This window comes from Microcoleus sp. B4-C1 (assembly GCF_036705285.1).
Classification (GTDB): Bacteria; Cyanobacteriota; Cyanobacteriia; order Cyanobacteriales; family Microcoleaceae; genus Microcoleus.
In genome coordinates this window covers 11,757-23,792 of sequence record NZ_JAUBUC010000002.1, presented here as the reverse complement: position 1 = coordinate 23,792, position 12,036 = coordinate 11,757, and the positions used below count along the sequence as shown (strand labels likewise).

Sequence of the window (12,036 nt, the reverse complement as noted above, 5' to 3'; positions counted from 1 at the left end):
TGGTGCAAGCCGCGCGGGATGGAAACTCGATCTAAAGTTGCGAAACTGCGATCGCCCTAACTGCCCTATTCCTCTCAAAAACAGCCCTCGGTTTCAAAGCAATTCTCAACAACAGCCACAACGATCGCCATTCTCCCGGAGTTTCCTGTCGCTGCCACTGGCCCGGGCGACAATACAGCATTTCGATCAAACAGCGGTGCTGGCTAATGTTCAGGCGATCGAACGCAATTCGCACAGTCGGAAATTCCGCAAAACTGCACTCTTTTTCATCCCGAAAACTCGACTCCAACTGAGATTTATCGCTCACCAACTCAATCTTAGCCACAGGAATAAAACAGTTCTCTTCCATAATTTCCAAAGTCGCCGAATCGCAATCAATCAAACCTTTTGCCAAAGGACGCTCAGTGCCAAACTCAACAACAGACGGCCCTACAGATATCCTTGCTTTGACTGTCGCACTGCGAGGGAGCGCTTTTATTTTACCCTGGGATAAAGTTGTCGGAACGGCATATTTTGGCAAAATCTCTGCTGCTGTAAAACTCTCTTTACTGCCTTTATTTTTCACCGCAAAACTTGGCCACTGTGTCAAAGCAACTTCCGCGCCACTTTCCGAAATTACAGTGGTTACACCCCAAAAACTTTGACCGCCAATATTCAGTTGTACAACCCTGCGTAAATTGAACCATTCGTAAATGTCCGGCTTAGGAATATCCACCAAAATCAGCAAGGCAATCCCCAGCATCAGCAGGTTGTACGCGCTCCAAATCCATCCCCAACCCAGGCTTTTTGACAAATCTGCACTTTCTGATATTGACTGTACGGTGCCAACATTTTTAACTAAATTAATGTTGAAATTGTGCCACAAACTGACTGCTGTAGCTGCGAACAAGACAATCAAAGGCCATCCCAAATTCCAGTTAAAACGAAAGCGATCGCTCGCCATTCCTTTTGGCGTCACCTGAAACCCTTTTCCAAACGGATTCAGCATGGAACTCACCACCGTCACCGCTAAAGGAATACACTGGACGAACGAATAAATATCCGAAAGCAAAGCCGATCCCGATCTGCGGTTCAGCCAAGAAAACACAGTCAGTTGCACCAAATAGTAAGGCAGGAAAAAGTACAGCAATTCCCGCGCACTTGCCCGCAAAGGAATTATGCCAAAAAATGAATAAGCTAAAGGTATCAACAGATATAAAACCTTGGTTAAACTGGTAAACCAGTGCAACAATCCTTCCAAATGAGACAGCCTTTGTACGAATCTGAGACCGCGAATTGTTAAAGGATTGGAATCAATAAAAAATGCCTGAAGCGTGCCTCGCGCCCAGCGTAGCCTTTGATTTAGATGAGCCTCTATACTTTCAGCCGCCAAACCAGCACTCAATTTTTCATCTAAATAAACTAAGCGATATCCGGTTGCTGACAGCCGAATTCCGGTAAAATAATCTTCGCAGATTGAATCTGTGACCAAGCCTCCGGCTGCTTCTAAAGCACTTCGCCTCACTACAAAAGATGTACCGCAACAAACTACGCTGTCGGCGCTGTCTTTGATGATTTCAATTTGCCGATAAAAGATTTCTTCTTCCGGCGCGAGCACATTTTCTAAACCTAAATTCCGGGAGATGGGGTCGTGATTGTAAAAGCTTTGCGGTGTTTGAACGAGGGCGATTTCGGGATTTTGAAAAAATCCAACTGTGCGAGTTAAAAAGTTTTTAGTGGGAATAAAATCTGCATCGAAAACTACAATTAGTTCTCCATTTGTTAGGGCTGTGGCATGATTGATGTTTCCAGCTTTGGCGTGAATATTATCGGGTCTGGTTATATACTCGCATCCCAGTTCTTTTGCTAGCAACTTGATTTCATGCCGCTTGGTATCGTCGAGCAAATATACTTTTTTGTTGGGATAATCTAATGCTTGACAGCCGATTACACTGCGCCGTAAAATAAAAGTCGGTTCGTTGTAAGTTGGGATAAAAATATCTACGGGCGGGGTGAAGTTTCCAGCTTCAACTGCAACTGCCATGCGATCGGCTTCTCGACGCCGGTCTTTCATTCTCAGCATTAAATACAATTGAATACTGCTGTTAAAAACCAGTAACATTTCTAGGAAAAACAGCCCCAAACTAAAGATACCGTTGAGGGGATCGGTTAAATTTAGAGTAGCGAGCGATCGCCATAAAACGTAGCGAATCGTTAAAGCCAGAACTATTGCAACTACCACAGCGCGCGACCATTTCTGCGGTTGAGGCGAAATTTTAATTGCAGCTAAAGCGGTCGAAACCAGCATAAAAGTCGGCAGTAACAAATACATCTTGCTCGTAGCAGGCACTTGCAGCCACACAGGCGGGTTTTGCTGCCAAATGTTAATTGTGGCAAAAATACCGCTGACTGTACCTTCACTGCCAAACCAGGCTGCGGCGATCGCACCTGCGAAAGCAACCACCCCCAACACGACTAGCGTTGCCGTCTGCACCCGCGAAATCCGCCCAAAGCGGCGTTTCAAGTCTTGAAAATCAAATCTTGAAGTTGTCATAAAATAATTTTAAAGTCCCGATCGTGCCTGCAACAGTAAGGGTTTCCTGCTGTCCACTTTTTAATTCAGTTGAAAATTCCGACACACCCCAATTACTCTCTTTACATTTTTTAACATTCTGACCATTGTATGATAATTCATCTTGCTTGCGGTTGCCAAACTGCTTAGCAAGTCCAAACCTGGCAAAATATAGCAGAAGCAAGAAGGAATAAGGCTTTAGTTACCGAGGAGAGAAGTCAATCGATTTTAGATTTTAGATTTTAGATTTTAGATTTTAGATTTTAGCATTGACCCCACGGATCAATTAGGGGGGCAAGTTTCATCGGAGACAGGTTTTTTATTTCTGGACGGATGAATCACGTGGCGGGTATCCTGGAGGCGAGGGGTCAAAAGCAATCTTCGGCAAGGATTTCAGCAATGTCAGCAACAGGCTTTCGGGCCTGTTTCACCATAAAAAATATTTCTTGTGGGCCGTTTCTGCGACGCCGCCCATAAAAAGCTGATTGAAAATGCTGCCACATCCCAGTCCTAAACGTCGGGCCCGCTTGCTATAGTTCAAAAAAAATTATCTTGTCTACAAATCAAATAGGATTGCTATATCAAACTATAGCAATCCCTAGGATTTAACAATTAGACGAATTTGACATCTAACTAAAGGTAGATTAATTTTATATTAATTTAAAAAAATTACCGCGATCGCAGCACAAAAATTTAGCCATCCAAAAACTAATCAGCAATTTCTAATTGCGAGATTGCATAGCGGGCGACAGCCAAACTAACTCTGGCTTGTTCTATTTCCGACAATTGGGCCCAAGGTCTTTTAGTAGCCATCACTAATTCTCCCCCTTCCGAATCCACATCTCGCATGGCATAAGCCAAAGGACGTGCCAACACCTGCAAATCTTCCTCAGCCCACTGAGGCAAAATATCTAAGACGCACTCTACCATTTGGTCAGCTAAAGATTGATACTTAACAGTGGCGTTTTGCACGCTTTGAGCGATGCTGGCCAAAAAATCTTGAGGAACGCGAGCAAATTTCTCGCGCAAAGACTTTTGCAGAGCAGTCGTCAGCCAAACTTGTTCTAATTGCGAAAATAAAACTTGCGACTTCAGGGCAATATCGCTGTCGCTGAATGAATCAGATAGCGCAAATTCCTGCTCTAGGGCAGTTAAATAAGATTCCGATTCAAGCTGTGCAGGATTCCAGGGGTAAGCAACATCAGTCTGAACAATTGTGGCGAGAAGTTCCATCTGGGCCTGAGTTTGAGAATCTCGAAAATATTCAGAATCAGTAGATTGGGTAGCCATGATGTAATACCTAAGTGGGAAAAGGAAAAGACAGAGGGGGGACTGTGCCAAGAGCTAGTGCCGAGCTATCAGTGGTGAGTAACTCTCTTAAATTCAGACTGGAGACTTAACGCCTAGAACTTTGCTGTGCTACTCGCCGCTTGTCTTCATTAGCTACACCCGCACCTTAATTCGTTCCGCAATCAGTCTCACTGTAGCCCGAAGTTTTAGGAACCTCAATAGTGAACTCAAAAATCTGACCTTGAGAACTGCCAAATTTTAGCTGAGTCCCGCTGCGTAGCAGCAATTCTTGGTGGTGAACTCTCTGCCATCCCTCAGATCCCAAAACTAGAGTCCCGTAGCGAGAAAAATCGCGCAGGAAGTAGCTAGGTTCTTCCCGGCTATCTCCGATCGTGTTGCGACAGAAAATCTCGGCGTGTTTTTGAGAAACCCACTGTTCTCGAATCACTACGTCGTTTTCTTCCCAGCGTCCGACTCGAACCATACCCGCGCGAATGGGCCAAACCTGATTGCTCGAGTCGGTGGATTTGCCATTGGGTCGATCGCGCCCCCGCAAATAAGCACAAGACGGCAACCGTCCCAGCCAAGTAGAAGAATTTAAAGGCAACTCAGTTTTGAGGTCATCAACCGGCTCAGTTAGCTGACCGTCAAACTCAGGGTGCATATACAGCACAGGCAGCGTCCAAGCCGGTTGATTGAACTTGTAAAGCGTTAGTAGCTGCTGTCGGGCGACGGCAACTGCCCGATCGATCGACATCCGTCCGGCCAAAGCTTGGGCAAAAGTTTGGATAAAACTCAGGGCCTCACGATCGGCGATCGAGTCCCGCATCCCCAACACCGCAGGCACCCCGTGATGGATCAGTACCTCAGCCAAACTGCTGCGGGCGATCGCCTGTTGCTGGCCGTTAGTTGAGTGCCACCTCTCCACCGCCGGCTGAGCTCCCCAGCAGGCATTAAACACCGCCAGAGTCACGCGGCACCGAACTAATACTTGAGCCAGTTCAGTGCCATTAATCGCCGTTTCCGGCCCCAAAAACAGCAAACCGCCGTCGGGGCCCGGTATCCCGTGGCCGGCGTAAAACAGAATGTTGTAAGCTTGCGTTTCCAGCCGAGAAATGAGTTCCGCCGGAGTAGGTTCGATCAGAGTATCGACGCGAGTCGGAACGCTGATGTCAAAATATTTGCCGCTGTCGTCGGTTTGAAAAGCACTTTCCAGAATGCCAGCTAGGGCGAGTGCTTCTTCTCCCAACTGCAAATGACCGTTATTACTGTTGGAAAATTGAGAATTAGCACCGCCGCCTGGTTCTGCTTGTCCCAAAACTAGCAAAATGTTGAGCGACTCCGCAGGATGCAGGGGTGGCAAAGGTTCAACATTGCTGGTAGTGCGGCTAAAAAGCAATTGCTGCGACAGAGAAATTGCTGGTTGACCAGCTTGAGGCTGCATAATTTCCCAAGGTAAAGCAATTAAATACGGTTCGCGCAAGTCTACGCGCACTCGCAGGGGTAGATTTTGCCCGATCGCGATACCTTTACTTTCCTGCAGACTACCCTGAATCGGCCCTTCAAACAGCCACTGCCAAAGATTAATCCCCAAATGCTGCATCAGGCGACTGCTGTAGCTTGCCGGTGGCCGAGGCGGATGCTGATCCCCCTTGTCGCCCCACCCCCCTTGACCGAGGTGGAGGGGCACAGAGGGCGTCGGTATTCGTTGTTCAGTTTCTGCCAGTATATTCTGGTTGTTTTCCGGCGAGACCAAACTGCCATCAGGATTTAGGGGCAATTCGTGAATTGTCCCGGAGGGCGAAAACATTTCCTGCCAAGCTTTCCATGATTGGGAGAGGGTATCGGGCCACATACAATCGTGGTGAACGTACCCGCTGGGATAGGGAGCTTGTAGAACCCAAGTGGCAAAATGGTTTGCCCCAGAGGTTCTCAGGCGAGCGATCGCTATACTGAGGCAAGGACTTTCAGGGCGCGCCATTCACAAAAAACACTCGGTAAGTGGGAAGCTCAGAGACTTTAGTCCTGAGAGGAAAACGACTCGGCGGTTTCAACCGCCTTGAATCCCCTTTCGGGGTTAGAGGGGTATGGTTGCCCCTCTGTGGAGATATGGTTGTCTCCGAATCCCTTTCGGGTAATGTTCGCCTCGACCTGGTTATAAAGGCTTGTTAGACCTGCAACACTGTTTCAGTGACTTTAAAACTGTTTAATTGCAGATGACAGAGCGGAAAACTGGCGTCGCATTCTCCGGTATCGTGACCTGAATAACGTCTCCTCCTGAGAGGGGTCTGGTCAGAACAACTTGTAATTTCTTACAAGCTCAGTGGCTTTAGCCCTGAGTTACTGACAACTACCGACTCTGGATATAGGGTGGGATTGAGTTTCTCTATTTGTAGTTTATCGGGTTTGGGGTGCGATCGAGTGCGAGAGATTGCTTTGGGAGTTTTTACTTAGTGCCCAAAAATTTATCAATACTCGGTAAATCTACCCAAGTCCCCGTAGCATTCGACTCCTGGGTCAAATCCATCAACAACTGCGAGTAAACCCCTTCTCTGAGGGACGGTATCAAGGATTTACCGGCATCTATTGCTTCAACCCACCTATCTACTACTCGAATAAAGGGTGCAATTCTCCCGTCTGGATAAACTTGAGGAAACTCCAATCTTTGAGGAATTTTGATTTCAGCTAAAGGTTCTCCACCTTGGGAACCCCACAAGCGAAATCCGTGGACGTAATCTTGCTGGTTATCGCTTCCCAACACCAACGTACCCTTACTCCCGTATATTTCCACCCAGTGTCCCCGCCCTTGATACGTAACAGAACTCAAACAAACTTGGCAAGGAGTTCCCCCAGCTAATTCCAACATCAACGTGCAAGAATCATCTGCATCAACTAATTTTAATTTTCCCGAATCATTCGGATCTGGCCGCCGCGAAATTCCTGTAATCAATTGCCCAGAAAGCCTCTGGGGCGCGCCGAACAGCCAGCTAATATAATCAAAAACGTGAGAACCTGTCGCGCCCAAAACGCCGCCGCCTCGCTCTTTTTGCGCGTACCAATTCCAGGGGCGACTCGCATCAGCGCGGCTCGAAACCAGCCAATCAATCTTAATTAAACGCTTTTCTCCCACATATTCTGCTGCCAATAATTCTGCTAGCATTTGCCATGCGGGGATGAAGCGAAACTCAAAGTCCATTGTGGCAATTGCTCTCGAACCACCATTTTTAAAATCGGTTTGAGATTCGTTGTTTGCCAATCGGTAAAGTTCCCTGGCTTCATTTGCTGTCAGGGCTGTGGGTTTTTCTAATAATAAATGCTTGCCTGCTTCCAAGACGGTTTTTGCCATTTCATAATGCAAAAAGGGCGGTGTGGAAATGCTGACTCCCGCTACTTCTGGGATGGCTACTATATCGGCGATCGAGTCGCAAGCGTAGGGGATATTGTGGGTAGAGGCGAGATCCTTTGCTTTGTCTAAATTCCGGTGGTAAACAGCGACAACATCTGTCCGGTGATGGGCCTGGAATCCGGGAATGTGTACTTTTTGACCGAAACCTGTACCGACTACTGCAACGCCAATTTTTGACATAATTTAATAATTTGGAATTTGGAATTTGGAATTTGGAATTGGGAATTTGGAATTTGGAATTGGGAATTTGGAATTGGGAATTGGGCATCGGGCATCGGGCATCGGGCATCGGGTATTGGGTATTGGTCATTGCTAATTAGTAGTAAATAAGCAATAACTAATAACGACTAACCAATGACTAATGACTAATGACTAATGACTAATGACTAACCACCCATTCAATTACTTGTTTGCCCAAACTAACGCCGTCAAACAAGTCAATTTCTCTGATACCTGTAGGGCTGGTGACATTAACTTCTGTGAGATAACCGCCAATAATATCAATGCCGACAAAGTACAGTCCGTCCCGTTGCAGCACTGGTTCTAACTGAGCACAAATTTCCAGTTCGCGATCGGTAATTTCGGTTTTTGCGACTCGGCCGCCGACGGCCATGTTGCCGCGAAATTCATTTCCGGTGGGAATGCGGTTGATAGCACCGATCGGCTTGCCGTTTAACAATATAATCCGCTTGTCTCCCTCTTTGGCTTCCGGCAGATAAGTCTGAACCATCACTGGAATTTGCCCTTGTTGAGTGCTAATTTCGACCAGGGAGTTAAGATTGCGATCGTCCGCTTCCAAAAACAAAATCCCCTCGCCAGCTTTGCCGCCCAAGGGTTTAAGAACTGCTGCTCCTTTTTTCTCGACAAAGTGCCGAATTACCTGCTTGTTTTGAGAAACAATTGTCTCAGGAATCGCTCCCTCAAATTGCAAAGCATACATCTTTTCATTCGCCGCCCGCAATCCTTTGGGACTGTTAACTACCAAAGTTTTAGCCGGATCGATGCCATCTAGAAGGTAAGTAGCGTAAAGGTAAGGAATGTTGACTGGGGGATCTGTCCGCATAAATACAGCGTCCATTGCTTCCAGAGGCTGCAAAGTAGGCTGTTCTACCTGGTACCAAGCCTCAGCCGCCTCCCAGCGTCCCTCTACCACTTTTACTGGGGTGAGGGCTACCCGACTGAGCATTGCCCAGGTTTTGCCGCCGATGACGCTTAATTCGTTGGCTTGAGTCGCCCAGACTTCGTGACCCAACTCTTGAGCTGCCTCCATCAGCGCTACGCTGGTATCGTGTCCTGGAATTAGTCGCGCGAGGGGATCGATGATGAATGCAAATTTCATTGTCAGTTAAAATTAAGAATTGGTCGCCTAAAAATTTGGGCTAATTGAAAATTCCACAGGGAATGCCTCATTTTGCTGCTAGCAGCGGATCTAGCAGGCCTTGAGTATCGAGTTGGTGGATGTCGTCGCAGCCGCCTATGTGTTGGTCGTTAATAAATATCTGGGGCAGGGTGCGACCTCCGTGGGCTCGATCGCTCATTTGATCCCGTGCCGCTTCATCTCCGTCGATCGCGTACTCTGTGAAATCAACCCCTTTTCGTTTCAGCAGTGCTTTGGCACGAATGCAAAACGGGCAGGTTCTCCAAGTGTAAATTTCTACTTTAGGGGTCATGGGACGCTCAAACAATAACAATATTTTTTAATTTTAATCTTAACCCTAGTGCGGACTTTTTTTACTTCCTAGGCTGAAACCCTCGATTTTTCGTTGGTAGCAAACTTGCCTAGGAGCCTTGAAACCCTTATTATACGGTGGGTTCTCAAAAACTGTGCGAAGCATTGATCTTAACCAATCTTATTTTAATTTTTATATTTTAATTTTTATTATATATAGCAACATATAGCAACCTTATCTGTTGCACCGGAGGTTATTCATTGCTAAAACCCTTGCCAGGAAGTGCATTTGCCTTCTTCCTTGTTTTTACCCTGACCAGGAATTTCAAAGGTGGTACCCGCCACGTGATTTATCCGTGGAATCAATCCCAAATCGAAAATCGAAAATCCTCAAGAAAGAGCATTTATCCGTGGGGTCGCCTCTAAAATCTCAAATCTAAAATCTAAAATCGATTGACTGAAGTCGCTATCGCTTTCTTCATTCCCAATCTGGCTCTATTTGCAGCGCACAAGCTAGGTGTCAAGTTATTTTTTATACAACTTTTTATTTTTTATATAAATTTAAGTAAACAAATATCCTCGCTTAAAAAAAACGGAGACATTTTAAAGGCAAACAGGTTGGTCATCAGCCTGCCTAGCGCTGCGGACCAACCTGATTGTTTCGCTTTCTGCAGGAACATATCATACCTGCACCTGTCAGTAGGACTGCGATCGCAGTACCCGGTTCCGGAATAGAAGTTGCATTTCTCGAAGGTGTAGTTCTGTATATTTGGGACAAACGGGGCTGGGTCGCCAATGGGCTCTCCGATGCCGTTGGGGTGGGTGCCGGCGGGGGGGCACAGGCAGTAGAATAATTTCCCGGACCGCAGACATCTACTGCAGCTGCCGGAGGGGCGGCAGCTAGATAGTAAAACGCTGTTGCCATTGTGGCAGAGAGTCCAATTGCTAGTTTTGCCAGTGGCGTACACATAACTATTTAGTTAAACAGTGGTAAAATCGAAAAATAGAAATAGTCCTAGAGATTAGCGCTGTACGACGGGCAAGGATTTTAGAGTTCTTACAATCAATCTTACAATCAATTTACAATCAATAAGATGTATTCTCTCGCGGACGTCTGTAAAAGATAGTATAGCGCTTGAGGTAAGTGCCCAAACACTTTAATAAAATTATTCTCTTTTACCTTGACATCCCGTACCGTGGTTTGCACAGAGGTTTGCACAGACAGGTAGTTTGCACAGAGTTAACCAACAGTTAAGCAACAGTTAAGCAACAGTTAAGCAACATCTTTTTGCTACCTCTGAACCAACAGCCCTTACAGCCATTAACAAAGAGTCTTTTTACCTTGACCGCGGCCTCCGGGAATTAATTATTTAACCGCTCGCCAAATAGAGCTGCTGTATTGTACTTTGCCATGCACAATCTGACTACTCTTTTATCATCTCATATTTCGACTAAATCTGTCCTCAGTATATGTACGTATATTCCCCCATGTCAACTATTCAAAAGGAATATTTAAGTATTTACCGAGGGTAGAGGGCGTATTGAATGAGCTGAGCTAGTCTGTCGCGGAGAGTTTCCATCCCCAAACCTTTGGCGGCCGAAATAAATACTGCTTGAGGAAATTCTTCTCGGGCGAGGGCGAGAGTCTCTCCATCTACGGCATCTATTTTGTTAAAGACTACAAGGGCTGGGCCGGGAGTTACGGGCATATCGGTCAAAATATTCATGACCGATCGAATTTGGCTCTGCCACGCGGGATGGGAGAGATCGACGAGGTGCAGCAAAGCATCGGCGTCAGTGACTTCTTCGAGGGTAGCCCGGAAAGCGTCGATCAAGGCAGGAGGCAGTTCGCGAATAAAGCCCACTGTATCTGTGAGGACGATCGATAGCGGTTCCCTAGTGACAGTGCCAGGAATGGTCAACCGTCGAGTTGTGGGGTCGAGGGTGGCAAATAACTGGTCGGCGGCATAGACTTCGGAATTTGTGAGCAGGTTGAGCAGAGTAGATTTACCGGCGTTAGTGTAGCCAACGATCGCCACTGAGGGTACATCGTGATGATGGCGGTTCTGCCGCAGCCGGAAGCGGTGCGCCAGCAGTTGATTTACTTCTTGCTGCAATCGAGAAATGCGTTTGGCGATCGTCCGCCGTTCGGTTTCTAGCTTGGTTTCCCCTGGGCCTCTGGTACCGATGCCACCACCCTGTCTCGACATTGCCTGACCGCGACCTCTGAGCCGGGGCAGGGCATACTCTAGCTGAGCGAGTTCGACTTGTAGTTTACCCTCGCTCGATCGAGCTCTTTGGGCAAAGATGTCGAGAATTACCTCTGTTCGATCGACAACGCGAAGACCTATCTGAGTTTCCAAGTTACGTATTTGTGCGGGTGCCAGGTCGCGATCGAATACCACGAGGTTAGCGCTAATCGTCTGAGCGGTGAGGGAAATTTCCTGAACTTTGCCTTCGCCGACCACTGTCTGCGGATGGGGGCGCGATCGTTTTTGGCGCACTGTTTGCAGAACCTGACCGCCGGCGCTTTCAACCAGCCGCGTGATTTCTGCGAGCCCGTCCTCAAACTCCAACTGAGTCATGTGCTGAGTCATTACACCTACCAGCAGCACTTTGTCTTGGTCTGCATCGACCTGCTTAGCGACAAACTCTGCTTGAAACTCTGCTTCGAGCCCTTCCACCAAATCCAGAAAATCTTGGTCGGCGAGTTCTTCCAAATTCAGCGGTTCTGATATTTTCCAGGGAAAGTGTGGAGTTTGAATTAGTGACTTTGGAATTGAAGGCTCTTCTATTTCATCAGTTGAATCTGGTTCTAACTGAGCGCTCAAAACAGAGAACTCAAAATTGGGCTGATCTCCCTGGGGTATCAGGTGAGCGAGATAAGTTTCTTGGATGTAACCAGTCGCACCGCCCCCCCGACGCTGAAATCCTCCCCCCGTCAGTGTCAGCCAAACCAGGGCATCCAGGCGCTGAATTGCCATTGCTGTGAGGGCTGCTTCGCTTGGGGTTTCTGGCTTTAGGTGGGTAGCGATGCAGCGAATGCCGCTGAGGCGACCTCCCCCATACCGGGGTAATTCTAAGGGTGCAATCTGGGTTTGCCGCGGTGAACCCACGCCG

9 protein-coding genes are annotated in these 12,036 nt (G+C 47.3%); 2 read left to right on the top strand and 7 right to left on the bottom strand.

The genetic code is table 11. The features are described from left to right. Positions 1 to 31: 31 nt before the first annotated feature. The 4 genes from QUB26_RS01015 to QUB26_RS01000 all read right to left on the bottom strand — a co-directional run bounded on the left by QUB26_RS01015 (position 32) and on the right by QUB26_RS01000 (position 7,427). Entirely contained in the window at positions 32 to 2,533 is a 2,502-nt protein-coding gene (locus tag QUB26_RS01015; protein WP_333240432.1) for a glycosyltransferase family 2 protein, read from the bottom strand. A 726-nt stretch (positions 2,534 to 3,259) separates the two neighbouring features. Then, positions 3,260 to 3,841: a hypothetical protein gene (locus QUB26_RS01010; protein WP_333154909.1), complete on the bottom strand. Its 582-nt coding sequence runs from the start codon at positions 3,839 to 3,841 to the stop codon at positions 3,260 to 3,262. A 166-nt stretch (positions 3,842 to 4,007) separates the two neighbouring features. Then, on the bottom strand, positions 4,008 to 5,822 hold the full coding sequence (locus tag QUB26_RS01005) for a CHAT domain-containing protein (protein ID WP_333316196.1): 1,815 nt from the start codon (positions 5,820 to 5,822) through the stop codon (positions 4,008 to 4,010). Positions 5,823 to 6,287: 465 nt separating this feature from the next. Beyond that, complete coding sequence (locus QUB26_RS01000) at positions 6,288 to 7,427, bottom strand: Gfo/Idh/MocA family oxidoreductase (protein ID WP_333316194.1); 1,140 nt, start codon at positions 7,425 to 7,427, stop codon at positions 6,288 to 6,290. Positions 7,428 to 7,438: 11 nt separating this feature from the next. On the opposite strand from QUB26_RS01000, the gene QUB26_RS00995 reads away from it, so the two are divergent. Further along, positions 7,439 to 7,567, top strand: a complete 129-nt coding sequence (locus QUB26_RS00995; RefSeq protein WP_333316192.1) for a hypothetical protein — start codon at positions 7,439 to 7,441, stop codon at positions 7,565 to 7,567. Between the two features lie 59 nt (positions 7,568 to 7,626). Here QUB26_RS00995 and gshB read toward each other — a convergent pair whose 3' ends face one another. Together gshB and grxC are read right to left on the bottom strand one after the other, a co-directional pair. Continuing rightward, entirely contained in the window at positions 7,627 to 8,586 is a 960-nt protein-coding gene (gshB, locus tag QUB26_RS00990) for a glutathione synthase (protein WP_333316191.1), read from the bottom strand. Between the two features lie 67 nt (positions 8,587 to 8,653). Next, complete coding sequence (grxC, locus tag QUB26_RS00985) at positions 8,654 to 8,917, bottom strand: glutaredoxin 3 (protein ID WP_333056698.1); 264 nt, start codon at positions 8,915 to 8,917, stop codon at positions 8,654 to 8,656. Between the two features lie 655 nt (positions 8,918 to 9,572). On the opposite strand from grxC, the gene QUB26_RS00980 reads away from it, so the two are divergent. Further along, positions 9,573 to 9,770 carry a hypothetical protein gene (locus QUB26_RS00980; protein ID WP_333056697.1) on the top strand — a complete coding sequence of 66 codons (198 nt, stop codon included), beginning with the start codon at positions 9,573 to 9,575 and terminating at the stop codon, positions 9,768 to 9,770. Between the two features lie 666 nt (positions 9,771 to 10,436). On the opposite strand, the gene hflX is transcribed toward QUB26_RS00980, so the two are convergent. Beyond that, positions 10,437 to 12,032, bottom strand: coding sequence for a GTPase HflX (gene hflX / locus QUB26_RS00975; protein WP_333240419.1), 1,596 nt, complete (start codon positions 12,030 to 12,032; stop codon positions 10,437 to 10,439). Positions 12,033 to 12,036: the final 4 nt, after the last annotated feature.

Excerpts from the sequence above, each read along its gene's own strand:
- QUB26_RS01015 (WP_333240432.1), bottom strand. The coding sequence starts at position 2,533 with ATGACAACTTCAAGATTTGATTTTCAAGACTTGAAACGCCGCTTTGGG.
- QUB26_RS01010 (WP_333154909.1), bottom strand. The coding sequence starts at position 3,841 with ATGGCTACCCAATCTACTGATTCTGAATATTTTCGAGATTCTCAAACT.
- QUB26_RS01005 (WP_333316196.1), bottom strand. The coding sequence starts at position 5,822 with ATGGCGCGCCCTGAAAGTCCTTGCCTCAGTATAGCGATCGCTCGCCTG.
- QUB26_RS01000 (WP_333316194.1), bottom strand. The coding sequence starts at position 7,427 with ATGTCAAAAATTGGCGTTGCAGTAGTCGGTACAGGTTTCGGTCAAAAA.
- gshB (WP_333316191.1), bottom strand. The coding sequence starts at position 8,586 with ATGAAATTTGCATTCATCATCGATCCCCTCGCGCGACTAATTCCAGGA.
- grxC (WP_333056698.1), bottom strand. The coding sequence starts at position 8,917 with ATGACCCCTAAAGTAGAAATTTACACTTGGAGAACCTGCCCGTTTTGC.